This is a genomic window from Ruegeria sp. YKSF070 (assembly GCF_059612725.1).
This window is the reverse complement of sequence record NZ_JBXWRD010000005.1, coordinates 80,050-93,869: the sequence shown is the minus strand read 5'-3', so window position 1 is coordinate 93,869 and position 13,820 is coordinate 80,050. Positions and strand designations below refer to the sequence as shown.

18 protein-coding genes are annotated in these 13,820 nt (G+C 62.7%); 6 read left to right on the top strand and 12 right to left on the bottom strand.

The features are described from left to right. Positions 1-62: 62 nt before the first annotated feature. Positions 63-1,412 (top strand): flavin monoamine oxidase family protein, encoded by a 1,350-nt coding sequence (locus AC2FL1_RS04145; protein WP_496876069.1) that lies wholly within the window; start codon positions 63-65, stop codon positions 1,410-1,412. 155 nt (positions 1,413-1,567) lie between these two features. On the opposite strand, the gene rplT is transcribed toward AC2FL1_RS04145, so the two are convergent. The 4 genes from rplT to pyk form a co-directional block, all read right to left on the bottom strand. Further along, positions 1,568-1,933 (bottom strand): 50S ribosomal protein L20, encoded by a 366-nt coding sequence (gene rplT / locus AC2FL1_RS04140; RefSeq protein WP_093034506.1) that lies wholly within the window; start codon positions 1,931-1,933, stop codon positions 1,568-1,570. A 15-nt stretch (positions 1,934-1,948) separates the two neighbouring features. After that, on the bottom strand, positions 1,949-2,149 hold the full coding sequence (rpmI, locus tag AC2FL1_RS04135) for a 50S ribosomal protein L35 (RefSeq protein ID WP_234138760.1): 201 nt from the start codon (positions 2,147-2,149) through the stop codon (positions 1,949-1,951). 120 nt (positions 2,150-2,269) lie between these two features. Then, positions 2,270-2,494 carry a hypothetical protein gene (locus AC2FL1_RS04130; RefSeq protein WP_496825164.1) on the bottom strand — a complete coding sequence of 75 codons (225 nt, stop codon included), beginning with the start codon at positions 2,492-2,494 and terminating at the stop codon, positions 2,270-2,272. A 28-nt stretch (positions 2,495-2,522) separates the two neighbouring features. Further along, positions 2,523-3,968 carry a pyruvate kinase gene (gene pyk, locus AC2FL1_RS04125; RefSeq protein WP_496876068.1) on the bottom strand — a complete coding sequence of 482 codons (1,446 nt, stop codon included), beginning with the start codon at positions 3,966-3,968 and terminating at the stop codon, positions 2,523-2,525. Between the two features lie 117 nt (positions 3,969-4,085). On the opposite strand from pyk, the gene AC2FL1_RS04120 reads away from it, so the two are divergent. Then, entirely contained in the window at positions 4,086-4,823 is a 738-nt protein-coding gene (locus AC2FL1_RS04120; protein ID WP_496825162.1) for an N-formylglutamate amidohydrolase, read from the top strand. Positions 4,824-4,949: 126 nt separating this feature from the next. Next, on the top strand, positions 4,950-5,264 hold the full coding sequence (locus AC2FL1_RS04115; protein ID WP_496876067.1) for a DUF1244 domain-containing protein: 315 nt from the start codon (positions 4,950-4,952) through the stop codon (positions 5,262-5,264). 10 nt (positions 5,265-5,274) lie between these two features. Here the strand turns inward: AC2FL1_RS04115 and AC2FL1_RS04110 are convergent, their stop codons facing one another. The 5 genes from AC2FL1_RS04110 to dgcN all read right to left on the bottom strand — a co-directional run bounded on the left by AC2FL1_RS04110 (position 5,275) and on the right by dgcN (position 9,741). Continuing rightward, positions 5,275-5,730, bottom strand: a complete 456-nt coding sequence (locus AC2FL1_RS04110; RefSeq protein WP_234138755.1) for a PaaI family thioesterase — start codon at positions 5,728-5,730, stop codon at positions 5,275-5,277. Between the two features lie 174 nt (positions 5,731-5,904). Then, complete coding sequence (locus AC2FL1_RS04105) at positions 5,905-6,765, bottom strand: D-amino-acid transaminase (protein ID WP_234144562.1); 861 nt, start codon at positions 6,763-6,765, stop codon at positions 5,905-5,907. A gap of 50 nt (positions 6,766-6,815) precedes the next feature. Next, on the bottom strand, positions 6,816-7,607 hold the full coding sequence (locus AC2FL1_RS04100; protein ID WP_496876066.1) for a DUF6544 family protein: 792 nt from the start codon (positions 7,605-7,607) through the stop codon (positions 6,816-6,818). Between the two features lie 73 nt (positions 7,608-7,680). Next, positions 7,681-8,646 (bottom strand): N-acetyl-D-Glu racemase DgcA, encoded by a 966-nt coding sequence (gene dgcA, locus AC2FL1_RS04095; protein ID WP_496825158.1) that lies wholly within the window; start codon positions 8,644-8,646, stop codon positions 7,681-7,683. Positions 8,647-8,739: 93 nt separating this feature from the next. Then, positions 8,740-9,741, bottom strand: a complete 1,002-nt coding sequence (dgcN, locus tag AC2FL1_RS04090; RefSeq protein WP_496825157.1) for an N-acetyltransferase DgcN — start codon at positions 9,739-9,741, stop codon at positions 8,740-8,742. A gap of 297 nt (positions 9,742-10,038) precedes the next feature. Here dgcN and AC2FL1_RS04085 point away from each other — a divergent pair, with 297 nt between their 5' ends. After that, a complete protein-coding gene (locus AC2FL1_RS04085) occupies positions 10,039-11,001 on the top strand; it encodes an L-malyl-CoA/beta-methylmalyl-CoA lyase (RefSeq protein ID WP_496876065.1) in 963 nt (320 codons plus the stop codon). A 64-nt stretch (positions 11,002-11,065) separates the two neighbouring features. Further along, positions 11,066-11,686, top strand: a complete 621-nt coding sequence (locus AC2FL1_RS04080) for a hypothetical protein (RefSeq protein ID WP_496876064.1) — start codon at positions 11,066-11,068, stop codon at positions 11,684-11,686. Positions 11,687-11,734: 48 nt separating this feature from the next. Here the strand turns inward: AC2FL1_RS04080 and AC2FL1_RS04075 are convergent, their stop codons facing one another. Continuing rightward, a complete protein-coding gene (locus AC2FL1_RS04075) occupies positions 11,735-12,316 on the bottom strand; it encodes a PA14 domain-containing protein (protein WP_234138747.1) in 582 nt (193 codons plus the stop codon). Between the two features lie 129 nt (positions 12,317-12,445). Further along, the gene (locus AC2FL1_RS04070) at positions 12,446-12,898 is read right to left on the bottom strand and encodes an Lrp/AsnC family transcriptional regulator (protein ID WP_496876063.1); all 453 of its coding nucleotides are present in this window, start codon (positions 12,896-12,898) and stop codon (positions 12,446-12,448) included. 72 nt (positions 12,899-12,970) lie between these two features. Between AC2FL1_RS04070 and AC2FL1_RS04065 the strand changes: the two genes are divergently transcribed. After that, positions 12,971-13,567 (top strand): LysE family translocator, encoded by a 597-nt coding sequence (locus tag AC2FL1_RS04065; protein ID WP_496876062.1) that lies wholly within the window; start codon positions 12,971-12,973, stop codon positions 13,565-13,567. Here the strand turns inward: AC2FL1_RS04065 and AC2FL1_RS04060 are convergent. After that, positions 13,564-13,755, bottom strand: coding sequence for a GyrI-like domain-containing protein (locus tag AC2FL1_RS04060; protein WP_496876061.1), 192 nt, complete (start codon positions 13,753-13,755; stop codon positions 13,564-13,566). The genes AC2FL1_RS04065 and AC2FL1_RS04060 overlap by 4 nt on opposite strands. Between the last annotated feature and the right edge of the window lie 65 nt (positions 13,756-13,820).

Below are 13,820 nucleotides of genomic sequence, written 5' to 3'. Positions count from 1 at the left end.
TAGCATCGACCGAAGGCCGGATCCGCCCGTGCCTGCGAATGTGACAAATGGGCAGCCTCTCCATGACGACCGCATCGACCAGACGTCAGGTTCTCGCAGCCATCGGAGGATTGGGGGCGCTCGGCCTTGGGGCACGGGGTGTGCTTGGCCAACCGCGGGGCAGAATTCTGGTTGTCGGCGCCGGGCTGGCGGGCTTGTCGGCGGCCCGCGTCCTGCGCAATGCCGGGCGGAACGTCACTGTTATCGAGGCGCGATCGCGCATCGGCGGTCGTATTCACACCTCCCGCATCTGGCCGGATTTGCCGATGGACCTTGGGGCAAGCTGGATTCACGGCCAGCGTGGCAATCCTCTGACCGCCCTTGCGCGCGAGGCGGGGGCACGGGTCGTGGCCACCCGCTACGATGCCGCCATCCTGAAGGATGCAAACGGGCGCGACATCGACCCGGACTTCCGTGGCGCCGAGCACATTCTGCGCGGGGCGCTGGCGGAGGCTGATCGGAAGTCGCGTGACATGTCTGTCCTGGACGCGCTGGAGGTTTCCTCCGGCTGGCGGGACGCGGATGCAGCGTTGCGCAGGCTTGTACTCTACCTTGTCAATAGCACGCTTGAGCAGGAATATGGCGCCCCCGCCAGACAGCTTTCAGCCTGGTATGGCCAAGAGGATGCCGAATTCGGGGGGCAGGATGCGCTGTTTCCGAGCGGGTTCGACCAGATCGCTGCGTATCTGGCGCGGGGTCTCGATATTCGACTTTCCACCGAGGTGACCGGGATCGCTCCGGGACACGTGCGCCTTGCGGATGGAAGCCGGATCGACGCCGATGTGATCGTTTGCACGTTGCCGCTGGGCGTTCTGCAATCCGGACGTATCCGGTTTTCCGAACCACTGGCTCAGGATCGCGTTGCCGCGTCCCGCAGCCTGCGGATGGGTCTTTTGAACAAATGCTGGCTGCGTTTCGATGGCATCCATTGGCCAGACGATGTCGACTGGATCGGTTGGCTTGGCCCCACGCCCGGCCTTTGGGGCGAATGGGTATCGCTTGCCCGGACACTGAGGGCACCTGTCCTGTTGGGTTTCAATGCTGCCGATGCGGCGACCGAAGTGGAAAGCCTGAGCGACCGCGCAACCGTCGCGGCCGCTCAGGAGGCGCTCCGTTCGATGTTCGGTTCGGGTTTTCCGGCGCCACTCGCAGCCCAGATCACAAGGTGGGGGCAGGACGGGCACGCGTTAGGCAGCTACAGCTACAACGCCGTCGGCACCGGGCCGTCCACGCGCACGGAACTGGCAGGATCGGACTGGGATGAAAAAATCTGGTTTGCGGGCGAAGCGACCTCTGCTCGCTATTTCGGCACGGCACATGGCGCCATACTGTCGGGGCGGGCTGCGGCCGGAGCTATCCTGGCGACAGATTAATTGCCGGAACAACGAGGTTTGTGGTCCAGCTTCCAAATCAGGGCGGCCGATTGAAGGGGACGATGCCGCAGGCCCGTGTTGGTCTGTTCCATAGAACGAAAAGACCGCCCCGAGGGGCGGCCTTTCCATCACTGTCTCTCGTCTTACGCGAGATATCAGGCGGCCAGCGCGGCCTGTGCCTTGGCGACGATGGCACCGAAGGCTTCGGGCTCGTGCACGGCCAGGTCGGCCAGGACCTTGCGGTCCACTTCGATGCCGGCCAGGTTCAGGCCGTTGATGAAGCGCGAATAGGTCAGCGCCTCGTCGTGGCTGCGCACGGCAGCGTTGATCCGCTGGATCCACAGCGCGCGGAAGTTCCGCTTGCGGGCCTTGCGGTCACGGGTTGCATACTGGTTGGCCTTGTCTACGGCCTGGGTCGCCACCTTGAACGAGCTCTTGCGGCGGCCATAGTAACCTTTGGCAGCCTTGAGGACTTTCTTGTGACGGGCGTGGGTTACGGTTCCACCTTTAACGCGGGACATCTCTCAAATCTCCTCTTAGCGGTCGTAGGGCATGTAGCCCTTGACGATCTTGGCGTCGGGGGCGGACAGGGTGGTGGTGCCACGGGCGTCGCGGATGAACTTGGTCGTGCGCTTGATCATGCCGTGGCGCTTGCCGGCCTGACCTGCCTTGACCTTACCCGTTGCGGTCACCTTGAAGCGCTTCTTGGCGCTCGACTTGGTCTTCATCTTGGGCATTTCCGTCTCCTTTTTGGGTTCGGTTTGCGCGCGACTCGGCATGCCACACCGGCCGGTCGCGCGAATAGAGGCGCCGTTTACGCAGAAAGCGCGTCCGAGGCAAGCGGTTTTTCCGGGGTTTCAAGGGATGAAACGGGCCAGAACCGAAAAGAACACCTCTGGGATCTCGGCCAGGGAATAGCCGCCCGGTTTGGTCCGAACGGCATGGACCGCCATGCCCCCGGCAATGATCAGGGTGACAAAGGCGGCGATCGGGCGGCGGGCCTCGCTATAGGCCGAAACCATGGCCGGAATCGACAATGCGGCCACGACCATGCTTATCACCAGGATCAGATCGGCGTCCATGTCGGGCCCTCCTCCTTGCGGTCGAAGCTTAGCCCGGGTCGGTGTTATAGATCAAACGTTCGTCACAGGGGGCGACCCGAAGGATATTGGTGGTGCCCGGTACGTTGAAGGGCACGCCGGCGGTCACCACGATTTGATCGGTCTCCATGGCGAAACCACCTGCGCGCGCGGCGCGCGCGGCATTCACGACGGCGCCCTTGAACCGTTCCAGTTCCGGGGTAATCACACAGTGACAGCCCCAACTGAGGCAAAGCCGCCGTGCAGTTGCCAACAACGAAGTCATGGCGATGATCGGCACCCCCGGGCGTTCGCGCGCGGTGAGCAGGGCGGTGGTGCCGGACTGGGTGAAACAGCAGATCGCCTTGATATCGGTTTTTTCCGCGATTTCGCGCGCGGCGGCGACGATCCCGTCGGCGATTGTGCTGCCCTTGGCGGTGCGTGAGGCGGCGATGATCTGGCTATAGGTGGGGTCTGCCTCGACCTCGATGGCGACCTTGTCCATGGTCTGCACCGCCTCGATCGGATACTGACCGGCCGCGGACTCGGCGCTGAGCATGATGGCGTCGGTGCCCTCGTAAATGGCGGTGGCCACGTCCGACACCTCGGCCCGGGTGGGCATCGGGCTTTCGATCATGCTTTCCAGCATCTGGGTGGCCACGATCACCGGCTTTGCGGCGGCGCGGCAGCGGCGCACCAACCGTTTCTGGATGGGCGGTACCGCCGCGACCGGCAGTTCCACCCCCAGATCGCCGCGCGCCACCATGATCCCGTCCGAAGCATCAAGGATGGCATCGAATTCCTCGACCGCGGCAGGTTTCTCGATCTTGGACAGGATCGCGGCGCGGCCGTCGGCCAGGCTGCGCGCCTCGAAAACATCACGTGCGCGCTGGACAAAGCTGAGCGCCAGCCAGTCAACGCCCAGCTGGCAGGCAAACTCAAGGTCGCCGCGATCCTTCTCCGACAGCGCCGCCAGGGGCAGCACGACGTCGGGCACGTTGACCCCCTTTCGGTTCGAGATGGTGCCGCCGGTGATTACGGTGCAATCGGCGAAGTCGGGGCCGCAATCGGTTACCTTCAGCCGGATCTTGCCATCGTTGACCAGCAGATGCGCGCCAGGTTCCAGCGCCTGGAAAATCTCGGGGTGCGGCAGGCAGACACGCTTGGCATCGCCCGGCGTCGGGTCCAGATCAAGCCGGAACGCCGCGCCCTCAGACAGGTCCTCGGCGTCGTTGGCAAAGGTTCCTACCCGCAATTTGGGGCCCTGAAGATCGGCCAGAATGGCGATCGGACTGTCCAGATCCTTCTCTACCTGCCGGATGATCTGGTGCTTGGAGCGGATCTCGTCATGGGTGCCGTGGCTCATGTTCAGGCGGAACACGTCGGCCCCGGCCTCGTGCAAGGCACGGATCGTCTCATAGGTTTCCGACGCCGGTCCCAGCGTTGCCACGATTTTCACTTTTCTCAGGCGACGCATGACCGACCGCTCCCTTGCTCAAGCATTGTTACCGCAAACATCCATCGCGCTCGTTATGGCGCAATTCCCTTTTGTCGGCAACTGTCCTACACCTGCGGCAAACTAGATGACAGGCCCATGACATACACCCCGTTTTTTATCCACGGCGAGGATCGGCGTTCACGCTGGCTGATCACCTGCGACCATGCGACCAATACGGTACCGCCTGATATCTGCGGCGGAGACCTGGGTTTGGCGCGCGAGGACATGGAGCGCCATATCGCCTATGATGTCGGCGCATACGAGGTGTCGCGCCTGCTGGGCGAGATGCTTGAGGCACCTGTGATCGCTGCCAACTTCTCGCGGCTGGTGATCGACCCCAATCGGGGCGAGGACGATCCGACGTTGCTGATGAAGCTCTATGACGGTTCGATCATTCCCGGCAACCGCCACGCCGACGCGGCAGAGCGCGAACGCCGGCTGAACATGTGCTACCGGCCCTATCACAACGCGCTGGCACAGTTGGCATCACGGCCCGGAATGGTGCTGGTTTCGATGCATTCGTTTACCCGTCAACTGCGCGGCCGCGAGCCGCGGCCCTGGCATGTGGGTGTGCTGCATACAGCGGATCAGCGTTTCTCCGATCCCCTGATTGCGCGCCTGCAAGCGGAACGGGACCTCTGCATCGGTGTGAACCAGCCCTATACCGGTGTGCTGCCGGGTGATGCCATAGACACCCACTGTACCGCTTTTGATCGGCCAAACGCTCTGATCGAGCTGCGTAACGACCTGATTGGAGATCATGCCGGGCAACACGCCTGGGCCGAACGATTGGTGCCGATCTTGCAGGGTGCGTTGGTCGATAGTGGTCTCTGACCTTGTGCGGGGGCCGGAAAACGATACGTTTTCCGGGCCGTTTTCCGAGACGGAAAACGGCGCTACCCTCAGATTTGTCGAGACATTGAAACGCGCGCCGTCGCCCTCAACCTCTGGAGCCACGACATGGACAAGCAAACCGAAATCGAAATCCAGGCCGCCGCCTTTCGCCGTCTGCAAAAACACCTGATGCAGGACCGCACCGATGTGCAGAATATCGACCTGATGAATATGGCCGGGTTCTGCCGCAACTGTCTGGCGCGCTGGTACCAGGAGGCGGCCAACGAAAAGGGTATCGAGATGGGCAAGGACGAGGCTCGCGAGATCTATTACGGTATGACGATGGCCGAATGGAAAGCCAAGTATCAGGCCGAGGCGAGTGCCGAGAAACAGGCCGCTTTCGAGGTGGCGTTCAAGGAAAATGTGACCGACCGGGACTGAACCGCGCGCGTCATCCGGTGACGCCGCTGCGTCCGACCAAGGCCATCAGGGTTGCGGTCATGGTGGCAATCGCCCGCTCCTGACCATCCTGCTTCGCATAGGCGGTGGCCGTGGCAACGGTCAGGGTGCGGCCGGGTTTTACCACCTCGGCCCGGAACGCAAACCTTTGGCCCTGGGCCGGATTCAGAAAGTTGGCCTTGAACTCCACCGTCAGAACGGCCGCTTCTTTCTCCATCAGGGAAAATGCCGCATAGCCGCAGGCGCTGTCCAGCACCGTCGAAACGATGCCCGCGTGCAGAAATCCGTGCTGTTGGGCAAAAGCCGGATCATAGGGCATGCTCAACTCGATCCGGCCCGCAGACAGAGCGTCGATGCGGGCGCCCAGTGTCGCCATCACCGGTTGACGCGCGAAACTGTCGCGCACCTTTTGTTCAAATCCGCCAAAACGTGGTTGGAACTCGCTCATTTCGGCCCTTTCCCGGGTGCCTTCGTCTTCGCGACGAACGGCTGTCCGATCAGCCTTGCCCAGCGGTCGCAGAACCGCAAGTGGTGAAGCGGTGTTCCGGGTGGGTGGTCACCCCGGAACACGCAAAAAGCCACCCGACAGGGTGGCTTTGGCAGGCTTCAGGCCGGAACCCTTTCAGATCGCGGTCTTACGTGCTTCATCAATGTAGATCTCGCGCAGACGGCGGGCGATCGGTCCGGGCGTTCCGTCACCCAATGTGGCGCCATCGATCTCGACCACCGGCATCACGAAGGCGCTGGCCGAGGTGGTAAAAGCCTCGTCCGCGGTCTTTGCCTCGTCGATGGTAAAAAGCCGTTCCTCGATCTCCATCTGTGCCTCTTGCGCCAGTCGCAGCACCGCCTTGCGGGTGATGCCGTGCAGAATGTCATTGGACAGCGGCCGGGTCACGATCTTGCCGTTCTTGATGAAATAGGCATTGTTCGAAGTACCCTCGGTCACATACCCGTCCTCGACCATCCAGGCATCGTCGCAGCCGGCCTTCTTGGCCATCATCTTCCCCATCGAGGGATAGAGCAGTTGCACCGTCTTGATATCGCGGCGGCCCCAGCGGATATCCTCGATCGAGATGATCTTGGCGCCGCGTTTCGATTCGGGGCTGTCAGCCAGACCGGGCTTGGACTGGGTGAACAGAACCAGCGAGGGCGGCGTGTCAGGCGAGGGGAAGATGAAATCGCGGTCACCGTCCGACCCGCGTGTAACCTGAAGATAGACCAGCCCCTCTTCAATCCCGTTCACGTCGACCAGCTTGCGGTGGATCTCCAACAGCTCGTCTTTGCTACAGGGTTCGGCCATGTCCAGCTCGTCCAGCGACCGCTTGAGTCGTACCGCGTGGCCTTCGAAATCGATCAGCTTGCCATCCAGAACGCTTGTCACCTCGTAAACCGCATCCGCCATCAGGAAGCCACGATCGAAGATGGAAACCTTGGCTTCGGTTTCGGGCAGGTATTCGCCATTTACGTAAACGGTGCGGGTCATGGGATATTCCTCTCGCTCATGCCGCGTCTTGCGGCGATTAGGGGTCTGCGTCAAGTCCGGTCCAACTGCGGAAAGCGCAGGTCGGTGACATCGGCGACGAAAAACGGAAAATAGGCTTCGGTTCCGAAATGGTTGCCCGCCTCGACATGGGTCGGCACGCGGAACCCAGAGAACACACGGCCATCGGATAACACGGCGCCGAACGGCTGCAGCCTCCATGCCTTTTCCGGGTTGGCATTGCTCCAGCGGGAAAAGGCGATCCGGACCGGCGCGCCCGAAGCGTCCACCGTCAACTCGACCGCCTGTTCCAGGCCGTCCCGGGTGATTGTCACCCGCGCTGTCTGCGCGTCGACAGAGTCCCAGGTAACGCCTGGACGCGGCAGGACCGCCGCCGGAGTCCACATAACCGCCTCGGCAGCATAGCGGCCAAAGGCCGAGCGGCGATGGTCGGATGTCCCCCCATAGCGGGCGACCGGCACCAGCCCGGACAGCCAGAACCGGGTCCAACTGCCAGAATCCGACCCTGACAGCTTACGCAATCCCCGCCCGGCCCGCATTGACCAGATAAAGCCATGCGGGCTGGCAAGGGTCTGCCGGGCCCTCATCGGCATGTAGCCCGGGTGTTCCTTGTCTCCCATGCCGAACTTGCCCTGCATCTCCAACGCGGCGACAGTGAACAGCTTGGTGCCCGGCGTGATGGCCCAGAGGAAAAATCGGCGTGCTGGGTCGGGAAGATCAGTCACCATCCGAGGGTCGAAACGATCCGGCTCGACAGGCTGAAATCTGGCAAGGCGCCGCGCCTCTGCCACGTCGGCGCGCAGGTCGCGCCAGCGCCAGAGCATCAGGGCAGTCAGACCGAGAAGGCACGCGCCCGTCAAGAAGACCCACGCAGTCATCGCCCGCCGCCTCCGACGCTCAGCCCCAGAGGGAGGCGCTGGGCGGATGCACGCCAGCCGCATCGAATTGAAGCGGCGTCTCGCGATCCTCGGCCAGCAGAAGGGGCCCGTCGAGGTCAGTGACCAGCGCGCCCTGCGCCACCAGCGTCGCCGGTGCCATTGCGAGCGACGAGCCAACCATGCAGCCCACCATGATGTCATAGCCCTCGGCCAGCGCGGCGCGACGCAGTTCCAGCGCCTCGGTCAGCCCGCCGGTCTTGTCGAGCTTGATGTTGACCACGTCATACTTGCCCTTGAGCTTGGGAAGGCTGCTCCGGTCATGACAGCTTTCGTCGGCACAGACAGCCACCGGGCGCTCCATGCCGATCAGGGCTTCGTCCTGACCTGCGGGCAGGGGCTGTTCGACCAATGCCACCCCCAGGCGCACCAGATGTGGCGCCAGGTCGGCATAGACCTCTGCAGACCAACCCTCGTTTGCGTCGACAATGATTTTCGCGCCGGGTGCCCCGGCGCGCACCGCCTCAAGACGCTGCATGTCATCCGGAGTCCCCAGCTTGATCTTGAGCAAGGGGCGATGCGCGTTCTTCGCGGCCTGCGCCTGCATCGCCTCGGGGGTGTCGAGCGAAAGGGTATAGGCCGTGATCTCGGGCCTTGGCTCGGGCAGCCCAGCCAGTTCCCACACCCGTTTGCCGGCGCGCTTGGCCTCGAGATCCCAGAGGGCGCAATCGACCGCGTTGCGCGCGGCTCCCGCGGGCAGCAGGTCCATCAGGGCAGTTCGGGTGATCTCGTCCGGCAAGCCGGCGATCTCGGCCTCGACCGACTCGAGCGTTTCATCGTAGCGGGCGTAGGGAACGCATTCGCCCCAGCCCTGATGCACACCGTCGGAGACCCGCACCGTAAGAACCTTGGCCTCGGTCCGCGAGCCGCGTGAGATCGTGAACACCTGCGCCAAACGGAAAACGTCGCGTGCTACCTCGATCTTCATGCCGCCCGTTCCTTTCACTTTGCCTCAAATACTCCCGCCGGAGGCGAGATTTTTCGTCGAAAAATCTCTCGTGCCTCCGCCGGAGGTGTTAGATCACATCGCCGCCAATGCATCCACCAGTTTACCCGGGCCAAAGCGGAACGGATCGGTGGCGGGCAGGCCCATCTCGGCCTCGACGCTGGCCAGATAGGCGCGGGCGTCCTCTTCGCTCATGTGCTGGGTGTTGATCGAAACGCCGACCACCTGGCACGCAGGATTCGCGACTTTTGCCAGCGACAGCGCCATGTCGCGGACGGCCTCCAGCGTCGGCAACTGGTACCCCGGCAAGCCGCGCATATGTTCGCGGGTCGGTTCGTGACACAGGATCAACGCATCGGGCTGGCCGCCATGGACCAGAGCCATCGTCACCCCGGAGTAGGAGACATGGAACAGGCTGCCCTGGCCCTCGATCAGGTCCCAGTGGTCCTCGTCATTGTCGGGTGTCAGCCACTCCACCGAGCCGGCCATGAAATCGGCAATGACTGCATCCAGCGGAACGCCGTCGCCGGTGATCAGGATGCCGGTCTGACCGGTGGCGCGGAAGGTCGACTTCATGCCGCGCTCGCGCATCTCGGCATCCATGGCCAGCGCGGTGTACATCTTGCCCACCGAGCAGTCGGTGCCCACGGCCAGGCATCGCTTGCCCTTGCGTTTGACACCATTGGCGATCGGGTACTTGACCGAGGGGATACGCACGTCATGCAGCTTGCGGCCACATGCCTCGGCCACAGCCACCAAGTCGGGTTCATCGCGCAGCAGGTTGTGCAGGCCAGAGGCGAGGTCGAATCCTTCTTCCAGCGCCATCACCAGAACCTTCTTCCAGTCCTGGCTGATCACGCCGCCGCGGTTGGCGACGCCGATCACCAGTGTCTTGGCACCGGCCTCGCGCGCCTGGGCCAGATCCATGTCGGTCAGTCCCAGATCGGCCTTGCACCCGTCCATGCGGTACTGGCCCACGGCGTTCTCCGGGCGCCAATCCTTGATCCCCACGGCGACCTTCGCCGCGAGTTGGTCGGGGGCATCGCCCAAAAACAGCAGATACGGTGTCTCGATCATCCCGGTGCACTCCTTTGATTCCGGTCAAGACTAAAGGTCTTGAAAAACGAGCGTTTCGCGTTGTGTTTACCGTTGAATCCTCAGGCTGGGCAAATTTTGCATGAATTTGGACTCTGGCGCAAAAATCTTCGAAGTTTTCAAAACGATTACTCTTTAATCACCTTTCTTTGCTGCGAGCGCGAAAGCCGCAGCGACGAGATGCTGCGTCTGCATAAAGATGCTTGCGTAGGCGCGCGCAATTTAATACCTCGGGGCGAAGAAAAATCGCAATTTCCTTACCTGGCGAAAGGTCTGCCCATGAGTTTCCGCATTCAGCCCGCCGCGCCTGCGCGCCCCAATCGTTGCCAGTTGTTCGGGCCCGGCTCGAACACCAAGCTGTTTGTGAAAATGGCGGCCTCGGCAGCGGATGTCATCAACCTCGATCTCGAGGATTCGGTGGCGCCCAGCGACAAGGACAGCGCGCGCGCGAACGTGATCGAGGCGCTGAATACGATCGACTGGGGCAACAAATACATGTCGGTGCGGATCAACGGGCTGGATACGCTCTATTGGTATCGCGATGTGGTGGATGTGCTGGAACAGGCGGGTGACAGGCTGGACCAGATCATGATCCCCAAGGTCGGCTGCGCGGCGGATGTCTATGCGGTCGACGCGCTGGTCACCGCAATCGAGCGCGCCAAGGGTCGGAGCAAGCCGATCAGTTTCGAGGTGATCATCGAATCCGCCGCCGGCATTGCCCATGTCGAAGAGATCGCGGCCAGCAGCCCCCGCTTGCAGGCGATGAGCCTGGGCGCGGCGGATTTCGCCGCCTCGATGGGCATGCAGACCACCGGCATCGGTGGCACGCAAGAGAACTATTACATGCTGCGTGAAGGGGCCAAGCACTGGTCCGACCCCTGGCATTGGGCCCAGGCCGCCATCGTCGCCGCCTGCCGCACTCATGGGGTGCTGCCGGTGGACGGCCCGTTTGGCGATTTCAGCGATGACGAGGGCTATATCGCGCAGGCCAAGCGTTCGGCGACGCTGGGCATGGTCGGCAAATGGGCCATCCATCCCAAGCAGATCGCGCTGGCCAACCAGGTCTTTACCCCTTCGGACGAGGCGGTGACCGAAGCGCGCGAAATCCTTGCCGCGATGGAAGCGGCCAAGGCCAAGGGCGAAGGTGCCACCGTCTACAAGGGCCGTCTGGTCGATATCGCCTCGATCAAGCAGGCCGAGGTCATCGTGGCCCAGGCGGAACTGATCGCCGCAAACGGCTGACGCTCGAAGATACCTGTTGCAAAGGGCGTCCATCGGGCGCCCTTTGTCATTTGGAGAGGACCATATGGCTGACCTGACCCTGTTCCATACCGCCGAGGTGCATCGCGCCACTTTCGATGCGCTGGCCGCACGGATCGCGCCCGAGGCCCGACTGACCCATGTGGTGCGGCCCGATTGGCTGGCGCGCGCGCAAAACGGGATCGACGCCGATCTTGCGGCCGAGATCACCGCCGCTCTGGTCGAGGCGCCGGTGGCGCTCTGCACCTGTACAACCATCGGCAGTGTGGCAGAGCGCGCAGGGGCCTTGCGCATCGACGCTCCTCTGATGCAGGCCGCAGCGCGAAGCGGTGGGCCGGTCCTGCTGGTCTGCTGCCTTGAGAGCACCAAGGCGCCCTCGACCGCGCTGCTGGAGGCGGCGTTTGCCGCCGAGGGCCGTCCGGCGCGGGTCGAGCATCTGGATTTGTCCGACCTTTGGCCTTTGTTCACCGCCGGCGACAGCGACACCTTTGCTGACGCAATCGCGAGGCGCGTGGAACATGCAGTGGCTTCTCATCCGGAACTGAGCGCCGTGGTGTTGGCCCAGGCTTCAATGGCTGGGGCACAGGCGCGGGTGCGGACCGATGTGCCGGTGCTGGCCTCGCCGGAACTGGCGCTGCGCGCCGCGCTTGAGCAAGCAGCAACATGAAAACGGGGCCGCTGGGCCCCGTTGTTCAGAGTGCCCTAGAGCGCAAGTTCAATAACCGAACACGTCGTTCGGGACCCATTTCATGCCTTTGCCCTTTTGCCCCCAGCGCATCATCAGGCATGAGGTATTGAGGCGGTTGAAATAGGTGATGTCGACCTTGTACCAGCCGGCCTGCGGAACCTCGACCTCGGAGACGATGGTGCTGTCGCATGTCTGGCGCCCGTCGAAATGGCCAACCCTCTGGCCGCCGATGCGTGCGTCGATCCCGTCATTGGTGAAGAAGTCGATCTCGTAAACACCCGGAGAATCGAAACGAATATAACCCCGGATCGCGGCGGCCACATTCTCCGCCCGTTTCGAGGTCAGCGTGTTCTCACCTTTGGCGGTGTCACGATAATCGAGTCCGCGCAGTGCCTTGCCGCGCTGCGCGCCCGCCTTGAGCACGCTACGCGCCTCGGCCAGTTGACGAATGTGCTCGCCTTCCCTGGCGTATCCATAGCTGACAGACAGGCCACGCTTCAGCCCGCCGGGCTGCGGATTGGCGGGTTGCAGTTTGGCCGGTCCTGCCGACAACGCTCCTGCACAGATCATGGCAAGCCCTGCAAGCGCGCCGATCCAGATCGCTTTCATTTGTTACACTCCCGGTTTTCAGCGTCGCTACCGGTCTTGGCGCCGGAGTTGGGCAACGCATTCGTGATCAGCCTAGGCATCAAATTTTCGTGCGGCAAGGGCCGATACGATCACTTTTTCCCCGCACCCTCAGGCGCGCAGGTCCTTGGGAGAACCCATGACGACATAGGTCGTGATAGAATTCACATGGGGAAGGGTGCCCAGAACATCGGTGTGAAAAGTCTTGTAGCTGGGCAGATCCGCGCATTCGACCCGCAGCAGGTATTCGATGGTGCCGGTGATGTTGTGGCACTCCACAACTTCGGGTGCGCGGGCGACGGCGCGCTCGAACCGCTCTTGCGCTGCCTTGGTATGCTCACCGAGGCCGACACCCATATAGGCGACAAAGCCGATACCCAGCGCCGCCGGATTCAGTACCGCACGGTAGCCGCTGATAACACCCGAGCGTTCCAGCTCTTGAACCCGGCGCAAACATGCCGAGGGCGACAATCCCACCCGCGCCGCAAGGTCGAGATTGCTGATCCGACCGTCGCGGGACAATTCCTGCAATATCTTGCGGTTTATTTCGTCGATCTTCGTCATTGATTGCGAATTTACAGTGAATGGTCGCTAGAACGCAATTTCATTTGCCATGAGCCGCGCAAGAGTTTGCGCATGACATACGATCTGCTCATCGCCCTTCTGCTCTTTGCCTTTGTCTCGTCCATCACGCCGGGGCCGAACAACCTGATGCTGATGGCCTCAGGCGCCAATTTCGGGTTTCGCCGCTCGGTTCCGCATATGCTGGGGATTGGGCTGGGCTTTACCTTCATGGTGGTGATGGTTGGCGTCGGGCTGGTGCAGGTCTTTGATGCATGGCCGTTCAGCTATATCCTGCTCAGATATGCCTCGGTCGTCTATCTGCTCTATCTCGCCTGGAAGATCGCCAATGCCGCCCCGGCCAAGCGGCGGGCAGCGGCGGGGCGCCCGATGACATTCCTTCAGGCGGCGGTCTTTCAATGGGTCAACCCCAAGGCCTGGGCGATGGCGCTGACCGCGATATCGGCCTATGCGCCGGGACAGACGCTGACGGCGGTGCTGGTGGTTGCCGCGATTTTCGGAGCGGTCAACCTGCCCTCGGTCAGCACCTGGACGGTACTGGGCCAGCAGATGGCGCGGTTGCTGACCAATCCGCGCCGTTTGACAGTGTTCAACTGGACCATGGCCGGGTTGCTTGTTTTGTCGCTCTACCCGGTGCTCTGGCCCGGCTAGGGTCGCAGGGGAATGCACAGATCGGTGCGCAGCGCCTCGGGTGCCGTGTGTTCGGGATCGTCGTGATAAATCTCGAAAGGCGGCACAAGATCGGGCCAGACCCGCAACCGCTGCAACTCGCGCTCGTAGAGCCTGCGGAACTTGTCCGGTATCTGCTCATAGGCCCCACATGCCGATGCACGGCACAATGACAGGGCCTCTGGCGCCACGGTTCCAGACCCGCAACCTCGCCTGTGTCCCGCGGTACCGCGCA

Coding starts and splice junctions, on each gene's coding strand:
- rpmI (WP_234138760.1), bottom strand. CDS start 2,149: ATGCCCAAGATGAAGACCAAGTCGAGCGCCAAGAAGCGCTTCAAGGTG.
- dgcN (WP_496825157.1), bottom strand. CDS start 9,741: ATGATCGAGACACCGTATCTGCTGTTTTTGGGCGATGCCCCCGACCAA.
- pyk (WP_496876068.1), bottom strand. CDS start 3,968: ATGCGTCGCCTGAGAAAAGTGAAAATCGTGGCAACGCTGGGACCGGCG.
- AC2FL1_RS04100 (WP_496876066.1), bottom strand. CDS start 7,607: ATGCTCTGGCGCTGGCGCGACCTGCGCGCCGACGTGGCAGAGGCGCGG.
- AC2FL1_RS04070 (WP_496876063.1), bottom strand. CDS start 12,898: ATGACGAAGATCGACGAAATAAACCGCAAGATATTGCAGGAATTGTCC.
- AC2FL1_RS04145 (WP_496876069.1), top strand. CDS start 63: ATGACGACCGCATCGACCAGACGTCAGGTTCTCGCAGCCATCGGAGGA.
- AC2FL1_RS04075 (WP_234138747.1), bottom strand. CDS start 12,316: ATGAAAGCGATCTGGATCGGCGCGCTTGCAGGGCTTGCCATGATCTGT.
- AC2FL1_RS04120 (WP_496825162.1), top strand. CDS start 4,086: ATGACATACACCCCGTTTTTTATCCACGGCGAGGATCGGCGTTCACGC.
- AC2FL1_RS04085 (WP_496876065.1), top strand. CDS start 10,039: ATGAGTTTCCGCATTCAGCCCGCCGCGCCTGCGCGCCCCAATCGTTGC.
- rplT (WP_093034506.1), bottom strand. CDS start 1,933: ATGTCCCGCGTTAAAGGTGGAACCGTAACCCACGCCCGTCACAAGAAA.
- AC2FL1_RS04105 (WP_234144562.1), bottom strand. CDS start 6,765: ATGACCCGCACCGTTTACGTAAATGGCGAATACCTGCCCGAAACCGAA.
- AC2FL1_RS04110 (WP_234138755.1), bottom strand. CDS start 5,730: ATGAGCGAGTTCCAACCACGTTTTGGCGGATTTGAACAAAAGGTGCGC.
- AC2FL1_RS04130 (WP_496825164.1), bottom strand. CDS start 2,494: ATGGACGCCGATCTGATCCTGGTGATAAGCATGGTCGTGGCCGCATTG.
- AC2FL1_RS04065 (WP_496876062.1), top strand. CDS start 12,971: ATGACATACGATCTGCTCATCGCCCTTCTGCTCTTTGCCTTTGTCTCG.
- AC2FL1_RS04080 (WP_496876064.1), top strand. CDS start 11,066: ATGGCTGACCTGACCCTGTTCCATACCGCCGAGGTGCATCGCGCCACT.
- dgcA (WP_496825158.1), bottom strand. CDS start 8,646: ATGAAGATCGAGGTAGCACGCGACGTTTTCCGTTTGGCGCAGGTGTTC.
- AC2FL1_RS04115 (WP_496876067.1), top strand. CDS start 4,950: ATGGACAAGCAAACCGAAATCGAAATCCAGGCCGCCGCCTTTCGCCGT.